Origin of the sequence: Streptomyces exfoliatus (genome assembly GCF_000725545.1) — a bacterium.
GTDB lineage: Bacteria > Actinomycetota > Actinomycetes > Streptomycetales > Streptomycetaceae > Streptomyces > Streptomyces exfoliatus.
The window spans coordinates 237,507-253,372 of record NZ_KL647056.1 but is presented as its reverse complement, the minus strand read 5'-3'; the positions used below and the strand labels follow the sequence as shown (position 1 = coordinate 253,372).

At 72.6% G+C, this 15,866-nt stretch carries 14 protein-coding genes; 5 read left to right on the top strand and 9 right to left on the bottom strand.

Annotation, left to right across the window (positions count from 1 at the left end; all coding sequences use genetic code 11):
• Window positions 1–17 precede the first annotated feature (17 nt).
• From IO20_RS0135585 to IO20_RS0135550, 8 genes are read right to left on the bottom strand one after another with little or no spacing between them, the layout of a single operon-like run.
• Complete coding sequence (locus IO20_RS0135585) at window positions 18–2,015, bottom strand: NADH-quinone oxidoreductase subunit 5 family protein (RefSeq protein ID WP_030549867.1); 1,998 nt, start codon at window positions 2,013–2,015, stop codon at window positions 18–20.
• Complete coding sequence (gene nuoK / locus IO20_RS0135580; protein WP_030549868.1) at window positions 2,012–2,401, bottom strand: NADH-quinone oxidoreductase subunit NuoK; 390 nt, start codon at window positions 2,399–2,401, stop codon at window positions 2,012–2,014. The genes IO20_RS0135585 and nuoK overlap by 4 nt, the downstream gene beginning before the upstream one ends.
• On the bottom strand, window positions 2,401–2,961 hold the full coding sequence (locus IO20_RS0135575; protein WP_030549869.1) for an NADH-quinone oxidoreductase subunit J family protein: 561 nt from the start codon (window positions 2,959–2,961) through the stop codon (window positions 2,401–2,403). The genes nuoK and IO20_RS0135575 overlap by 1 nt, the downstream gene beginning before the upstream one ends.
• Window positions 2,958–3,560 (bottom strand): NuoI/complex I 23 kDa subunit family protein, encoded by a 603-nt coding sequence (locus tag IO20_RS0135570; RefSeq protein WP_030549870.1) that lies wholly within the window; start codon window positions 3,558–3,560, stop codon window positions 2,958–2,960. The genes IO20_RS0135575 and IO20_RS0135570 overlap by 4 nt, the downstream gene beginning before the upstream one ends.
• Complete coding sequence (locus IO20_RS0135565; protein ID WP_030549871.1) at window positions 3,560–4,528, bottom strand: complex I subunit 1/NuoH family protein; 969 nt, start codon at window positions 4,526–4,528, stop codon at window positions 3,560–3,562. Before IO20_RS0135565 ends, IO20_RS0135570 begins: the two co-directional genes overlap by 1 nt.
• Entirely contained in the window at window positions 4,525–5,688 is a 1,164-nt protein-coding gene (locus IO20_RS0135560; protein ID WP_030549872.1) for an NADH-quinone oxidoreductase subunit C, read from the bottom strand. The genes IO20_RS0135565 and IO20_RS0135560 overlap by 4 nt, the downstream gene beginning before the upstream one ends.
• Window positions 5,685–6,248, bottom strand: a complete 564-nt coding sequence (locus tag IO20_RS0135555; protein ID WP_030549873.1) for an NADH-quinone oxidoreductase subunit B — start codon at window positions 6,246–6,248, stop codon at window positions 5,685–5,687. The genes IO20_RS0135560 and IO20_RS0135555 overlap by 4 nt, the downstream gene beginning before the upstream one ends.
• On the bottom strand, window positions 6,239–6,640 hold the full coding sequence (locus IO20_RS0135550; RefSeq protein ID WP_030549874.1) for an NADH-quinone oxidoreductase subunit A: 402 nt from the start codon (window positions 6,638–6,640) through the stop codon (window positions 6,239–6,241). The genes IO20_RS0135555 and IO20_RS0135550 overlap by 10 nt, the downstream gene beginning before the upstream one ends.
• 161 nt (window positions 6,641–6,801) lie before the next feature.
• Here IO20_RS0135550 and IO20_RS0135545 point away from each other — a divergent pair, with 161 nt between their 5' ends.
• The 5 genes from IO20_RS0135545 to IO20_RS0135525 all read left to right on the top strand — a co-directional run bounded on the left by IO20_RS0135545 (window position 6,802) and on the right by IO20_RS0135525 (window position 13,601).
• Window positions 6,802–7,968 (top strand): sensor histidine kinase, encoded by a 1,167-nt coding sequence (locus tag IO20_RS0135545; RefSeq protein ID WP_030549875.1) that lies wholly within the window; start codon window positions 6,802–6,804, stop codon window positions 7,966–7,968.
• A 259-nt stretch (window positions 7,969–8,227) separates the two neighbouring features.
• A complete protein-coding gene (locus IO20_RS0135540; RefSeq protein ID WP_030549876.1) occupies window positions 8,228–9,514 on the top strand; it encodes a sensor histidine kinase in 1,287 nt (428 codons plus the stop codon).
• Between the two features lie 134 nt (window positions 9,515–9,648).
• Entirely contained in the window at window positions 9,649–10,320 is a 672-nt protein-coding gene (locus IO20_RS0135535; RefSeq protein WP_078945993.1) for a response regulator transcription factor, read from the top strand.
• A gap of 298 nt (window positions 10,321–10,618) precedes the next feature.
• Window positions 10,619–12,556 carry a 2-oxoacid:acceptor oxidoreductase subunit alpha gene (locus tag IO20_RS0135530; RefSeq protein ID WP_030549878.1) on the top strand — a complete coding sequence of 646 codons (1,938 nt, stop codon included), beginning with the start codon at window positions 10,619–10,621 and terminating at the stop codon, window positions 12,554–12,556.
• Window positions 12,549–13,601 carry a 2-oxoacid:ferredoxin oxidoreductase subunit beta gene (locus IO20_RS0135525; RefSeq protein WP_030549879.1) on the top strand — a complete coding sequence of 351 codons (1,053 nt, stop codon included), beginning with the start codon at window positions 12,549–12,551 and terminating at the stop codon, window positions 13,599–13,601. The genes IO20_RS0135530 and IO20_RS0135525 overlap by 8 nt, the downstream gene beginning before the upstream one ends.
• Window positions 13,602–13,653: 52 nt before the next feature.
• On the opposite strand, the gene IO20_RS0135520 is transcribed toward IO20_RS0135525, so the two are convergent.
• A complete protein-coding gene (locus tag IO20_RS0135520; RefSeq protein WP_030549880.1) occupies window positions 13,654–15,864 on the bottom strand; it encodes a bifunctional serine/threonine-protein kinase/ABC transporter substrate-binding protein in 2,211 nt (736 codons plus the stop codon).
• Between the last annotated feature and the right edge of the window lie 2 nt (window positions 15,865–15,866).

The following is a 15,866-nucleotide window of genomic DNA, read 5'->3' as shown; positions in this document are numbered from 1 at the left end:
CTGATATCGATCACGGCTCACGCTCCGGCGACGGCGTTGGCGAGGGCGACTGCGGCGATCGCCAGGACGACGGAGCCGGCGAGCAGGGCGCTCAGATAGGTCTGGACGTTGCCGGTCTGGGCGCGGCGGACGAGCCAGCCGAGGCCCTTGGCCGAATCGCCCGCGGCACGGACGTACGTGTCGACGACCTCGCGGTCCAGGAAGCGGACCAGGGAGGCGGCGGCGAGGACGGGGCGGACGAAGGCGGTCCGGTAGACGGCGTCCAGGTGGAAGCCGTCGGCGGCGGGGCCGTGCAGCGGCCCGAGGAGGGCGCGGCCGGGGTCGGCCGGGTCCTCGGCGGGGTGCGGCAGGTGCAGCGCCTCGGCCTCGACGTGCCCGGCGTCGGCGTCGGGGTGGGCAACGTGCGGCAAGGGGGGCGCGGGGGGCGCGGGGGCCGCGACCGGGGTGCGGGCCGTGAGGGTGCGCCAGATCGCGTAGGTGACGGCGGCTCCGGCGACGGCGAGGCCCGTGCCCAGGACGGCCGTGGTGACGGTCGGGGTGAGGGCGTGCCCGTCGAACCAGTCGTCGACGTACGTGGCGGTCAGACCGAATCCGAGAGAGGGGACGGCGAGCACCCACAGGACGCTGGTCATGGCGATCGGCTGGCGACCGTGGTCGGGGGCTTCGGCGCCCCGGCCGCGGAAGGTGCGCAGCCACAGGCGGAGCGCGTACGCGGCGGTGAGGAGGGCGGTCAGCAGGCCCGCGACGAGGACGGTCCAGCCGGCCCCCGCGGGGGCGACATCCCGGTCCCCGAACGCGGTGTGCTCGGCGGCCACCAGGACGGCCTCCTTGGAGAAGAAGCCGGCGAAGGGCGGGATCGCGGCGAGCGCGAGCAGGGCGATGGTCATCGTCCAGTACGCGTCCGGGATGCGCTTCGCGAGGCCGCTCATCCGGGACATGGCGGTCAGCGAGTTCGTACCGGCGGCGTGGATGACGGCGCCGGCGGCGAGGAACAGCAGTGCCTTGAAGGCGGCGTGCGAGAGGAGGTGGAAGACGGCGGCGCCCCGGTCGCCGACGGCGAGGGCACCGGCCATGTAGCCGAGCTGGCCGATCGTCGAGTAGGCGAGGACCCGCTTGATGTCGTCCTGGGCGAGCGCGGCGAGCGCCGAGCCGACCATCGTGATCGCGGCCATCACGGCGAGCACCGTCATCGCGGCGGCGGAGGCGGCGAAGACGGGCAGCAGCCGGGCCGTGAAGTAGATGCCGGCGGCGACCATCGTCGCCGCGTGGATGAGCGCGGAGACGGGGGTGGGGCCGGCCATGGCGTCCGGGAGCCAGGTGTGCAGCGGGAACTGCGCCGACTTGCCCGCCACACCGGCGAGCAACAGCAGGGCGATCAGGGTGGGGTGGTCGAGGCCGCCGTTCGCGACGGCTCCGAGGACACCCGTGATCCGGAAGGTGCCCGCGTCGACGGCGAGCGCGAACAGGCCGATGAGGAAGGGGACGTCGCCGAGCTTGGTGACCAGGAAGGCCTTCAGGGAGGCGGCGCGCGCCTCGGGGGTCTCCCAGTAGTGGCCGACGAGGAAGTACGAGCAGATGCCCATGATCTCCCAGCCGACCAGGAGCACCATCAGGTCGCCGGAGTAGACGACGAGCAGCATCGCGGAGGTGAAGAGGGAGACGAGCGCGGCGTACGAGGGGTAGCGCGGGTCGTCGCGCAGGTACCCGGTCGAGTAGATCTGCACACAGGTGGCGACGACGCCGACCAGGACGGCGACGAGGGCGGCGAAGCCGTCGATGTACAGGGCCAGGTCGATGGGGACCGAGCCGGTGGGGGTGAGCCGGGTGGCCGCGTCGATCGTCTCGTCTCCGCCCTGCCGGACCGCGACGAGGGCGGCCAGGACGGCGGCGGCGAGCGTCGGCAGCACGGCGAGCGGGCGGACGAAGCCGGGCGCGGTGCGGCCGAGCAGGAGTCCGGCGGCGGAGCCGAGGAAGGGCAGGAGGGGGACGAGGACGGCGAGGGTCGTGGTGGTCACGCGGTGGCCTCGGCCTTCTCGCCGGTGGGCGTCCCGCCGGACGTCCCGTCGGTGGATGTCTCGTCGGAGCTGTCGTGCGGGTCCTCCGCCGTGTCGCGGAGGCGGTCGACGTCCGCGGTGCCCTTGTTGCGGTGGACCATCAGGACGATCGCGAGGCCGATGCCGATCTCGGCGGCGGCGACGGCGATGGTGAAGAGGGTGAGGGCCTGGCCGGCGTGGAGGGTGTCGCGGAGCCAGACGTCGAAGGCGACCAGGTTGAGGTTGACGGCGTTGAGCATCAGCTCGACGGACATCAGGACCAGGATCGCGTTGCGGCGGGCGAGGACGCCGTACACGCCGATGGCGAAGAGGAGGGCGGCGAGGACGGCCGGGTAGACGAGATGCATCAGCGCTCCCCCTCCTTCTTCTTCCGGGAGAGCACGATGGCGCCGACCAGGGCGGCCAGGAGGAGCACGGACAGCGCCTCGAAGGGCAGCACCCAGTGCCGGAAGAGGATCTCGCCGGACACCTTGGTGGAGCCCTGGACGGCTCCGTCCAGGTCGATCCAGGTCGTGCGGAACGCGTCGACGACGACCCAGACGAGGGCAGCCGCGGCGGCCACGGCGACCGCGACGGCCGCCGGCCTGTTGCCGGAGTCGGCGTCCGGGGAGCGGCCGATGGGGGCCTTGGTGAGCATGAGGCCGAAGAGGAGGAGGACGACCACGGAGCCGACGTAGATCAGGACCTGGACCCAGGCGATGAACTCGGCCGTCAGGAGCAGGTACTCGACGGCGAGGCCGCCGAGTGCCACGACCAGCCAGAGCGCGGCGTGCACGAGCTGGCGGGTGGTGACCGTGACGAGGGCGGCGCCGAGGGTGACGAGGCCGACGAGGAGGAAGGCGATCTCGACGCCGGTCGGCGAGAGGAAGCCGTGGGCCTCCGCCGCCGCTTGTGCTGCCGGGATCACTGCTGCTCCTCCTGGGCCTGGGCTTCCGCTTCGGCTTGGGCGGCGGCCGCTGCCTTCTCGGCCGCCTTGTCCGCCGCCTTGCGGGCCGCCGCGATCTCCTTCGGTTCCTCCGCGTGCGGGTCGAGCGCGGGCGGCTCGGGGACCGTCCACATCCACTCGCGGAGCTTGTCGCGCTCGTGGGTCAGCTCGTGGATGTCGGTCTCCGCGTACTCGAACTCGGGCGACCAGAACAGCGCGTCGAACGGGCACACCTCGATGCAGATACCGCAGTACATGCAGAGCGAGAAGTCGATGGCGAAGCGGTCGAGGACGTTCCGGCTGCGCTCGCGGCCACCGGGGGCGGCGGCCGGCACGGTCTCCTTGTGGGAGTCGATGTAGATGCACCAGTCGGGGCACTCGCGGGCGCACAGCATGCAGACCGTGCAGTTCTCCTCGAACAGTCCGATGACCCCGCGGGTGCGGGGCGGCAGCTCGGGCTGGACGTCCGGGTACTGCGCGGTGACGGTCTTCTTCGTCATCGTGCGGAGAGTGACGGCGAGGCCCTTGGCGAGGCCGGAACCGGGAATGCCGGGCCGGGAGGGTGGGAAAAGGGGGGCCATTACTGGATCGCCACCTTCACGATGCCGGTGAGCGCGATCTGCGCGAGGGCGAGCGGGACGAGCGTCGTCCAGGCCAGCTTCTGGAGCTGGTCCTCACGGAGCCGCGGGTAGCTCACCCGCAGCCAGATGACGACGAACGCGAGGAGGGCGGTCTTCAGGAGGGTCCAGACCCAGCCGAGGCCGTCCGCGCCGAAGGGGCCGTGCCAGCCGCCGAGGAAGAGGACGGTGGTGAGACCGCACAGGACGACGATGCCGGCGTACTCGGCGAGCAGGAACAGGGCGAAACGGAGACCGGTGTACTCGGTGTACGCGCCGAAGATGATCTCCGAGTCGGCGACCGGCATGTCGAACGGGGGCCGCTGGAGCTCCGCGAGCCCCGCCACGAAGAAGACGAGGGCGCCGACGATCTGCCAGGGCAGCCACCACCACTCGAAGGCGTTCAGGATGCCGGGGAGGGAGACGGTGCCGGCGGCCATCGCCACGGAGGCGGCGGCGAGCAGCATCGGAAGCTCGTACGCGAGGAGCTGGGCGGCGGTACGGAGGCCGCCGAGCAGCGAGAACTTGTTGGCGGACGCCCAGCCGGCCATCAGGCTGCCGAGCACGCCGACGCCCATCACGGCGAGGACGAAGAAGATGCCCGCGTCGACGACCTGACCGACGGCCCCCTCGCTCGGCCCGATGGGGATCGCGACGAGGACGAGGAGGTACGGGAGGAGGGCGACGGCCGGCGCGAGCTGGAAGACCCGGCGGTCGGCGTCCTTGGGGACCACGTCCTCCTTCTGCGCGAACTTCACGCCGTCGGCGACGAGCTGGGCCCAGCCGTGGAAGCCACCGGCGTACATGGGGCCGAGACGGCCCTGCATGTGGGCCATGACCTTGTGCTCGGTCTGTCCGACGACGAGGGGCAGCACGAGGAAGACGGCGAAGACGACGAGCAGCCGGAGGGCGACGTCGAGTACGTCGTTCACGCGGGATCGCCTCCGGCGGGGGTGGTGGGGTCGGTGTCGTCGCCCTGCGCGGCGGTGTCGGGGCCTGCGGCCGGGGCGTCGGGCTCGGCCGGGGCGGCCGGCTCGACGGGCGGGCCGGGCTCCGGCTTCGCCTCCGGGGCCTTCTGAGGGGTCGGTTCCTCGTCGAAGGCCGGACGGGCGTGGTGCCAGGGGGCGTCCGCACTGCGGGTACGGGGAGCGGCGGGACCGGCGGCCTCCGTGCTCGGCGCGGGGGCGTCCGGGGCCGACTGGCTCGCCGAGCCCTCCGAAGCCGAGCGGGAGCGGCGCGGCGGGCGGGCCTCGGGGGTCGGGGTGCCGGGCGCGGTCGCGTCGTCCGAAGGCGGTACCGCCTGGCTCGCCGAGCCCTCCGCGACCGAGCGGGAGCGGCGCGGTGGGCGGGGTGTCTCGGCCGGCGCGTCCGCCGGGGGCGGAGTGGTCGCTTCCGCTTGGCTCGCCGAGCCCTCCGACACGGAGCGGGCGCGGCGGGGCGGGCGGTCGGCCGCCGCCGCGCGGGCCGGACGGTCTCCCGCCGCTCGGGCGGGGCGGGCCGGGGCAGGCGGGAGCTGGCCCTTCAGGGGGCCCCACTCGTTGGGGTCCGGGACACCCGGCGGGAGCATCTGGCGGCGCTTCGGGCCGCCGTCGTGCGACTCGCCCGGCTCCTTCGCGCCCGGCCACGCCTTGGCGACCCGGGCCGCGAGGACGAAGTCCTTGCGCAGCGGGTGGCCCTCGAAGTTGTCGGGGAGGAGGAGGGGGACGAGGTGCGGGTGGCCGGTGAAGTCGACGCCGAACATCTCGTGGGTCTCGCGCTCGTGCCAGCCCGCGCCCGCGTACACCCCGATCGCCGTGGGCAGGACGGGGGCGTCGTGCGGGACCGTCGTACGGACGAGGAGGCGGCGCGGGCGGCCCTCCGCGAGCGACACGACGTGCGCGCAGACCCGGAAGCCCGTGCCCGGCTCGTCGACCGCGCTCAGCCAGTCGAAGTACGTGCAGCCCAGCGCGTCCCGGGCCGTGGTGAGCGCCGTGATCCAGGACGCCGGCGGGACGTCGACGGTCAGCAGGTCGTACGCCCGCTCCGCCGTCGCCTCCTCGCCGAAGACCTCGGTCACGGAGTCGGGGAGGGAGTCGTAGGCGGGGGCGGTCATGCCGTGCCTCCCGGCGGGGGCACCAGCGGGCTCGTCAGTTCCGTGACCGTCGCCGTCGACGCGTACCGCTCCGCCAGGCTCTCGCGCGCGATCTTCTCCTGGAGCTTGAGGATGCCCTGGAGCAGCGCTTCGGGGCGCGGCGGGCAGCCCGGAACGTACACGTCGACGGGGATGATCTGGTCGACGCCCTTGGTGACCGCGTACGAGTCCCAGTACGGGCCGCCGCAGTTCGAGCAGGCGCCGAAGGAGATGACGTACTTCGGCTCCGGCATCTGCTCGTAGAGGCGCTTGACGGCCGGGGCCATCTTGTCCGTCACGGTGCCGGAGACGATCATCAGGTCGGCCTGGCGCGGGCCCGGCGCGAACGGGATGACGCCGAGCCGGATGAAGTCGTGCCGGGCCATCGACGCGGCGATGAACTCGATCGCGCAGCAGGCGAGGCCGAAGTTGAAGACCCACAGGCTGTAGCGGCGGCCCCAATTCAGGACCACCTTCATCGGCTCCGGGGCCAGGCGCGCGAGCGTCCCCAGCTTCGGGGCGGGGAGCGGGGTCACGTCCATGTCAGGACGCCCTTCTTGTATGCGTAGAGCAGCCCCACGGCGAGGAAGCCCAGGAAGACGAACATCTCGACCAGGGTCGTGGCCCCGTAACCGGGTGCCGCGAAGACCGTCGCCCAGGGGAAGAGGAAGATCGAGTCGACGGCGAAGATGACGTAGAGGAAGGCGTACACGTAGTAGCGGACCTGGGTGTGCGCCCAGCCCTCCCCCACGGGGTCGACACCGCACTCGTAGGTGAGGAGTTTCTCGGGCGTGGGCACGACGGGCCTCAGCAGCCGGCCCGCGCCGAACGCCACGGCGACGAAGAGCACGCCGACGACGGCGAGCAGGCCGACGACGGAGTACGTCTGGAAGTAGTCCGCCGCGTCGGCCGCGACAACGGTCGGTTCCCGCACGTCCGCCCCTCGGTCTCGTGTCTCATGGGTCACTTCTGTACGGACGCGAGTCTAGGCCCTGCTAAAGGCGCCGTAAGCAGTCGCGGGTGGGGATATCCCCCCTCTCTCTCACCGACCTCCCCCATGGCGTCGCGCGGCCGCCGACCGGCAGTCTGGGGAGCATGAGCGCCGATCATGAATCCTCCCCTCCCGCCCCCCGTCCGCCGCAGCGCACCGCCTACGGCAAGGAGACGTGGAAGGAGATCGCCTTCCTCCTCTCCAATCTCCTCACCGCCCTGGTCGGCTTCGTCTACGCCGTCGTGAGCGTGCTCCTCGGCGTCGGTCTCTCGGTCACCGTGATCGGGCTGCCGCTGCTCGCCCTCGGGCTGCGCGGCGCGCGGCTGATCGGCCGGTCGGAGCGGGCGCGGGCGCGCGGGCTGCTCGACGTCGAGGTCGCCGAGCCGTCCCCGCTGCCGTCGCGCGACGGCTTCTTCGGCTGGCTGTGGACCTCGCTGAAGGACCCGGTGGCCTGGCGGACCCAGCTGTACGGGCTGATCCGGCTGCCCTGGGGGATCGTGACCTTCACGCTCGCCCTGGTCTCGCTCATCGTCCTGTGGCCCGTGCTCCCCTTCCTCTCCCGGGGTCTGGCCAACGCCGACCGGGGCATGGTCCGGGGGCTGCTCTCGCCCTCCGACGAGCTGGAGCGGCGGATCGCCGAGCTGGAGTCGGACCGGGGCGTGGTCGTCGACACCGCCGCGGCCGACCTGCGGCGCATCGAACGCGACCTGCACGACGGCGCGCAGGCCCGGCTCGTGGCGCTGGCGATGGGGCTCGGCCTGGCGAAGGAGAAGCTGCTCGAAGACCCGGAGACGGCCGCGGCGATGGTCGACGAGGCGCACGGCGAGGTGAAGCTCGCGCTCCAGGAGCTGCGGGACCTGGCCCGGGGCATCCACCCCGCGGTCCTCACCGACCGGGGGCTCAGCGCCGCGCTCTCCTCGGTCTCCGCGCGGTGCACGGTTCCGGTGAAGGTGTCGGTGGACCTGGCGGAGCGACCGGCGGAGGCGATCGAGGGCATCGCGTACTTCACGGTGTCGGAGCTCCTCCAGAACGTCTCCAAGCACGCGCGCGCCCGGTCCGCCTCCGTGGACGTGTGGCGGGCGGAGGACCGGCTGCTGCTGCGGGTGGCGGACGACGGCTCGGGCGGAGCACGCCTCGACGGCGGTACGGGGCTCGCGGGGCTCGCGGAGCGGCTCGGCGCGGTGGACGGGCTCCTGGTCGTGGAGTCGCCGGAGGGCGGTCCGACGACGGTGACGGCGGAGCTGCCGTGGCGCTCGCGGCCGGGCGTGTGAACGCGGGTGAGGCCGGGTCTGCCGGCCTGTGACCGCGGGTGCGCCCAGGCACGCGGCCGCAGGTTCGGCCTGCCTGTGACCCCAGGTGCGACCAGGCACGCGGCCGCAGGTTGGGCCTGCCTGTGACCGCAGGTAGGGAAAACCCCCGCCCGTAGACGCCGACTCACCTCATGGTCCGGCGGGCCGCCGCACGGAAGCCTGGGACACGTACCGACCGCTCCCCTCTCCCTCGTACGACTCGTAGAGAAGGACCCCCGCGATGGCCTCCCACCGACTCCCCGCCGCGATCCGCGCGCCGTTCGAGGCCCGCACCTGGCGTGCCCTGCTCTACGTGCTGATCGGGCTCCCGCTCGGCGTCCTCTGGTTCGCGCTCTCCGTCTCCTTCGTCTCGGCCGGCGTCGGGCTGCTCATCACCTTCCTCGGTGTGCCGATCCTGGCCGGGGCCCTCGCGATGTGCCGGGGCTTCGGGGCCGTCGAGCGGGCCAGGGCGCGCGGGCTGCTCGGGCTCGACGTCCGGCCGCCCGAGCCCGTGCGGGGCCGGACCGGCGGGGCGTTCTCGTGGATGGGGGCCATGCTGAAGAGCGGGGCGGCGTGGCGGCACCTGCTGTACGCGGTCGTGCACATGCCGTGGGCGGTGTTCTCGTTCACGGTGACGGTGACGTTCTGGGCGACGGGCTGGGGCCTCTTCCTGTATCCGCTGTGGCAGTGGGTGTTCCCCGCGTACCTGGGGCAGGACGGCATGCAGCTGTACGGCGACGGTTCCCACGACCTCTATCTCGACTCCCCCTTCGAGATCGCCGTGACCAGCGCCGTCGGGCTGCTGCTCGTGATGGTCGGGCCGTGGCTGCTGCGCGGTCTCGTCGCCGTCGACCGGGTCCTCGTCTCGGGGCTGCTCGGCCCGTCCCGGCTGGCCACGCGGGTGACCGAGCTGGAGTCGGACCGGGGTGTCGTCGTGGACACCGCCGCCGCGGACCTGCGCCGCATCGAGCGGGCCCTGCACGACGGCGCCCAGGCCCGGCTCGCCGCGCTCGCCATGGACCTGGGGCTCGCGAAGGAGAAGCTCGCGGCGGACCCGCAGGCGGCGGCGGTCCTGGTCGACGAGGCCCACGGCGAGGTGAAGCTCGCGCTCCGGGAGCTGCGGGACCTCGCCCGGGGCATCCACCCGGCGGTCCTGACCGACCGCGGTCTCGACGCGGCGCTCTCCGCGGTGGCCTCGCGGTGCGCGGTCCCGGTGTCGGTGGATGTGGACCTGCCGGCCCGGCCGCTGCCGGCGATCGAGGGTATCGCGTACTTCACGGTCTCGGAGCTGCTGCGGAACGTCACGGAGCACGCGGGGGCCCGGCGCGCCTGGGTGGACGTGTGGCGGGCGGGCGACCGGCTGATGGTGCAGGTCAGGGATGACGGGGTCGGCGGGGCGGAGTCCCTCGCGGGCCGGAGCCTGGCGGGCCTGACGGAGCGGGTGGGGGCGGTCGACGGGGTGCTCGCGGTGGATTCGCCCGCGGGCGGGCCGACGACGGTCACGGCGGAGCTGCCGTGGCGGGCGTAGCCCGCGGGAGCACGGGGTGGAGCGTGGGGCCGCCGCCCCGGGCAATCTGCACGGGTCCTCACGCCCGGGGCGTCGGCCTGCGATGCTGAAGGCCGTATCGGTGGACCGGGACATGGGGGCTGGTTGTGCAAGGCGTGGCGGAGCGGGTTCGGGTGGTCATCGCCGAGGATTCCGTGCTGCTCAGGGAGGGACTGACCCGGCTCCTGACCGATCTGGGGCACGACGTCGTGGCCGGCGTCGGGGACGGCGAGGCGCTCGTCGAGACCGTCGCCGGGCTCGCGGGCCAGGGGGCGCTGCCGGACGTCGTGGTCGCGGACGTACGGATGCCGCCCACGCACACGGACGAGGGCGTGCGGGCGGCGGTGCGGCTGCGCAAGGAGTATCCGGGGCTCGGCGTGCTGGTCCTTTCGCAGTATGTGGAGGAGCAGTACGCCACCGAACTCCTGGCCGGTTCCAGCCGGGGTGTGGGATATCTGCTGAAGGACCGGGTGGCGGAGGTCCGTGAGTTCGTGGACGCGGTCGTACGCGTCGCCGGCGGCGGTACGGCGCTGGATCCGGAGGTCGTGCAGCAGCTGCTGGGCCGGAGCCGTCAGCAGGACGTGCTGGCGAACCTCACTCCGCGCGAGCGGGAGGTCCTGGGCCTGATGGCGGAGGGCCGGACGAACTCGGCGATCGCGAAAGCGCTGGTCGTGAGCGACGGCGCGGTGGAGAAGCACATCAGCAACATCTTCCTGAAGCTGGGGCTCTCGCCGAGTGACGGCGATCATCGCCGGGTACTCGCAGTGTTGACGTATCTGAAGTCCTGATGATCTGACACCCTGTCAGATGACCTGGAGGACGGAAGGCCGGCTGTCGACGCCCCGGGGGCCCCGAGCCCCCGGAGGGGACGGAATCCGGCATTCCGGAAATCCGGGCGGCGACAGAACGTGACAATTCAGGGCAAGAGGGCGTCTCAAAAAGAGGTCCACAATGTGAGAAGTCCCGGGAGGGCCCCCCTTACCGTCGTAGGGTGGGCACGGGACGGACGGTGATCGGCCGACCGCAGCCCGAGCCTTCTCCCGCCTTCGGCGGAGAGTCCCCTTGCCGCGAGGGAGGTCCAGTTCAGTGACCAGCCAGGTCAGTAGCGAGGCCGGTGAGGCCCTGCTCGGGGAGCAGCGCAGCGCCCCGGCCAAGCCGCACCACGGTACAGAGAAGGAAGTACGCCGGCTCGACCGGGTGATCATCCGCTTCGCGGGTGACTCCGGTGACGGCATGCAGCTGACAGGTGACCGGTTCACCTCGGAGACGGCGTCCTTCGGGAACGACCTCTCGACGCTGCCGAACTTCCCGGCCGAGATCCGGGCACCCGCCGGAACCCTGCCCGGCGTCTCCTCCTTCCAGCTGCACTTCGCCGACCACGACATCCTGACCCCCGGTGACGCCCCGAACGTGCTGGTCGCGATGAACCCCGCCGCCCTCAAGGCGAACATCGGGGACGTGCCGCGCGGTGGCGAGATCATCGTGAACACCGACGAGTTCGCCAAGCGCGCCATGGCCAAGGTCGGCTACGAGACGTCCCCCCTGGAGGACGGCTCGCTGGACGGCTACCGGGTCCACCCGGTGCCGCTCACCACGCTCACCGTGGAGGCCCTGAAGGACTTCGGCCTGTCCCGGAAGGAGGCCGAGCGCTCCAAGAACATGTTCGCGCTCGGACTGCTCTCCTGGATGTACCACCGGCCGACCGAGGGCACCGAGAACTTCCTGCGCCAGAAGTTCGCGAAGAAGCCGCAGATCGCCGAGGCCAACGTGGCCGCCTTCCGGGCCGGCTGGAACTTCGGCGAGACCACCGAGGACTTCGCCGTCTCCTACGAGGTCGCCCCGGCGACCCGCGCCTTCCCCGCCGGCACCTACCGGAACATCTCGGGGAACCTCGCCCTCTCGTACGGGCTGATCGCCGCGGGCCGGCAGGCCGACCTGCCGCTCTACCTCGGCTCGTACCCCATCACCCCGGCATCGGACATCCTCCACGAGCTGTCCAAGCACAAGAACTTCGGCGTGCGCACCTTCCAGGCCGAGGACGAGATCGCGGGCATCGGCGCCGCGCTCGGCGCGGCCTTCGGCGGCTCGCTCGCCGTGACCACCACCTCCGGCCCCGGCGTGGCGCTGAAGTCGGAGACGATCGGGCTCGCGGTCTCCCTGGAGCTGCCGCTCCTCATCGTCGACATCCAGCGGGGCGGCCCGTCGACCGGCCTGCCCACCAAGACCGAGCAGGCCGACCTCCTCCAGGCCATGTACGGCCGCAACGGCGAGGCGCCGGTGCCGGTCGTCGCCCCCAGGACGCCCGCCGACTGCTTCGACGCGGCCGTCGAGGCGGCCCGGATCGCCCTCACCTACCGCACGCCGGTCTTCCTGCTGTCCGACGGCTACCTCGCCAACGGCTCCGAGCCCTGGCGCGTCCCCGATGTCGGGGACCTCCCCGACCTGCGGACCCTGTTCGCCACCGGCCCGAACCACACGCTCGACGACGGCACCGAGGTCTTCTGGCCGTACAAGCGCGACCCCGAGACCCTGGCCCGCCCGTGGGCCGTACCCGGCACACCCGGCCTCGAACACCGCATCGGCGGCATCGAGAAGCAGGACGGCACCGGCAACATCTCGTACGACCCCGCCAACCACGAGTTCATGGTCCGCACCCGGCAGGCAAAGATCGACGGCATCGACGTCCCCGACATCGAGGTCGACGACCCGGACGGCGCCGACACCCTGGTCCTCGGCTGGGGCTCCACCTACGGGCCGATCACCGCGGCCGTCCGCCGCCTCAGGGTCGCGGGCAAGCCCATCGCCCAGACCCACCTGCGCCACCTCAACCCCTTCCCGAAGAACCTCGGCGAGGTGCTGAAGCGGTACGAGAAGGTCGTCATCCCCGAGATGAACCTCGGCCAGCTCGCCACCCTCGTCCGGGCGAAGTACCTCGTCGACGCCCGGAGCCACACCCAGGTCAACGGCATGCCGTTCAAGGCCGAGCAGCTCGCCGCCGCCCTCAAGGAGGCCATCGATGCCTGAGCCCCTCCTCCACCTGGTGCCCAAGGCCGAGGCCCAGCAGTCCATGAAGGACTTCAAGTCCGACCAGGAGGTCCGCTGGTGCCCGGGCTGCGGTGACTACGCGGTCCTCGCCGCCGTCCAGGGCTTCATGCCCGAGCTCGGACTGGCGAAGGAGAACATCGTCTTCGTCTCCGGCATCGGCTGCTCCTCCCGCTTCCCGTACTACATGAACACCTACGGGATGCACTCGATCCACGGCCGCGCCCCGGCCATCGCCACCGGCCTGGCCACCTCCCGCCGCGACCTGTCCGTCTGGGTCGTCACGGGCGACGGCGACGCGCTCTCCATCGGCGGCAACCACCTCATCCACGCGCTCCGCCGCAACGTCAACCTGAAGATCCTGCTCTTCAACAACCGGATCTACGGGCTGACCAAGGGCCAGTACAGCCCCACCTCCGAGGTCGGCAAGATCACCAAGTCGACCCCGATGGGCTCGCTCGACGCCCCCTTCAACCCGGTGTCGCTCGCGCTCGGCGCGGAGGCCTCCTTCGTGGCCCGCACGGTCGACTCCGACCGCAAGCACCTCACCGAGGTGCTGCGACAGGCCGCCGACCACAACGGCACGGCGCTCGTCGAGATCTACCAGAACTGCAACATCTTCAACGACGGCGCCTTCGAGGTCCTCAAGGACAAGGACCAGGCCAAGGAGGCGGTCATCCGCCTCGAACACGGCAGCCCGATCCGCTTCGGCGCCGAGGACGAGAAGGGCGTCGTCCGCGACCCGGCCACCGGCGACCTCCAGGTCGTCACGGTCACCCCCGAGAACGAGTCGCGGATCCTCGTCCACGACGCCCACGCCACCACCCCCACCACCGCCTTCGCTCTCTCCCGGCTCGCGGACCCGGACACCCTGCACCAGACCCCCATCGGGGTGTTCCGCTCGGTGGACCGGCCGGTGTACGACACGCTCATGGCCGACCAGCTGGAGACGGCGGTGGAGCGGTACGGCAAGGGCGACCTGGGCCAGCTCCTGACCGGGAACGACACCTGGACGGTCGTCGGCTAGCACGCGCGCGTACGAGGGGCCCGGTCCGTAGACCCTTACGGACCGGGCCCCCTCATGTGCCGTCCTGCGCCGCCTTCCGCGCCGCCTCGTCGTACTTCCCGAGGAAGACGGGCCTGCCGCCCCTCACCTGCCAGAGGAAGAGCGCAGAGAGACTCTCGACCTTGTTGTCCTTGCCCCGGGCGGAGTACATCTTGGCCAGCCCCTCGTGGGCGGCCCTCGTCAGCGTGTTCGCGACGGCGGAGGCCTTCGACTCCGCGTGCTCCAGGACTGCCGTACTCAGCGCCTCCGCGAGCCAGTTGACGACGTCGTAGGCCTCCGTGGCGTAGCGGTCGACGGGCGTCGCACCGGTCAGTCCCCAGCGCTTGCGGTACGCGGCGGCGAAGGCCTTCGCCGCCGGGATCCCGTCAGGGTCGACGTATCCCGTGCCGAAGTACCAGCCCTCGCACGCCGGCCCCGCGAGGCGGAGGAACTCCGGCTCCAGGACGCGTTCGACGCTGCCGCAGGGCCCCTCGTACCCCTGCTCGCGCAGGGCACGGGCGCACAGCGCCGCCCTGCGCGGCGAGTCTCCCGCGTACATCACGCCCTGCGGGCCGGTTGCGAGAGCCGCCCGCACGGCGGCCGCGAAGTCCTGGCTGTCCGCTTCGACGGGGTGCGAGGTCACCACCCCGCCCTGGGCCTGCGAAGGCGGGCTGTCCTTCAGGCTCTTGACGGCGAACCAGCTGTACCGGCCGGCGGCCCGGTCCTCCACGACGGCGGTCCGGACGGCCTGCCGCTCGGAGAGGTAGCGTGCGAAGGGCACGATCATCACGTCGGGGGAGGCCCGCGCCTCGAAATAGGTCCGCCTGCTGGTCTGGCCCTTGACCGTGTCACCCGTCGGGATCGAGGCGAGGACGCTGACCAGCGGAACCGACCGGTCGAGCAGTTCGGCCACCGCGGCGTGGGCGGTCGGGGCGGTCGTCGGGCCGAGGACGCCGATCAGGCTCTCGTCCTTGAGGAGGGTGCGGGCAGCCGCCTCGGCGCGCCGGGCGTCCCCTCCGTCGTCCGTGACCCGGAGGGCCAGGTCGAAGGGGCGGCCCTGCCGGGCGTTGAAGGCCTCCACGGCCACCCGGACGCCGCGCTCCTGGGCCCGGCCGTCGGTCCTTGAAGGGCCGCTGAGGTCGGTGAGCAGACCGAGGGTGTACGTGGAGAGCGGCGCCCCGGTGCCGCCCATGCCGCCGATCGTGCCCACGCCCGTCTCCGCCGGTCCGCGGCTCAGGAGCCAGGCGGTCAGGCCTCCCGCACCCGCCAGGGCCGCCGCGGAGCCGCCCATCAGGAGCCTGCGCCGCGAAAGGCCTTGCGGCGCTTCGGAGTTCACGAGCACCGTCGGCTCGGCGACCGGCAGGTCAAGGACCCGCGAGGAGCGCCGGGCGATCAGGGCGGGCAGGCCGGGCGGCAGCCAGTCCCCGGCCGGCCCCTCGGCCTCCCCCAGGGCGGCCCGCACCCGCGCCGCCGTCGGCCGGGCCGCCGGATCCTTGGCCAGACAGGCCGTGACCAGCGGCAGGAGTGTGTCCGGTACGGCGGCGAGGTCGGGCTCCTCATGGACGGTGCGGTAGACGACGGCGGCCACCCCACCCGTACCGAACGGGCGCTCACCGGTCAGCGCGTACGCGAGGACGCACCCGAGCGAGAACACGTCGCTCGGCGGGCCGACCTCACCGGCCCCGCCGACCCGGGCCTGTTCGGGAGCGAGGAAGCCGGGGGTGCCGATCATCGCGTCGGTGGCGGTCAGTGCGGTCGCCCCGGCGGTCCGCGCGATGCCGAAGTCGATCAGCCGGGGCCCGTCGAGGGCGAGGAGGACGTTGCCGGGCTTGACGTCCCGGTGGACGAGCCCTGCCGCGTGCATGTCGCCGAGCGCGGACGCGAGCCGGGCGCCCAGGGCCCGTACGGTCGGCTCGGGCAGGGCGCCGTGCACGGCGACGGCCTCGGCGAGGGAGGGCCCCGGCACGTACTCGGTCGCCAGCCACGGCTCCCGCGCCTCCGGGTCGGCGCCGAGGACGCGGACGACCCAGCGGCCCGTGATCCGCTCGGCGGCACGGGCCTCGCGACGGAACCGCTCCCGGAATCCGGGGTCGGCGGCGTGCTCGGCCCGGATCACCTTGAGCGCGACGAGCGCGCCGCCGCCGGACCGGGCGAGGTACACCACGCCCATGCCGCCGGCGCCGAGCCGGCCGAGGAGCCGGTGGCCCGCGATCGAGGACTGGTCGGCCTTACGGAGTGGCTGCACGG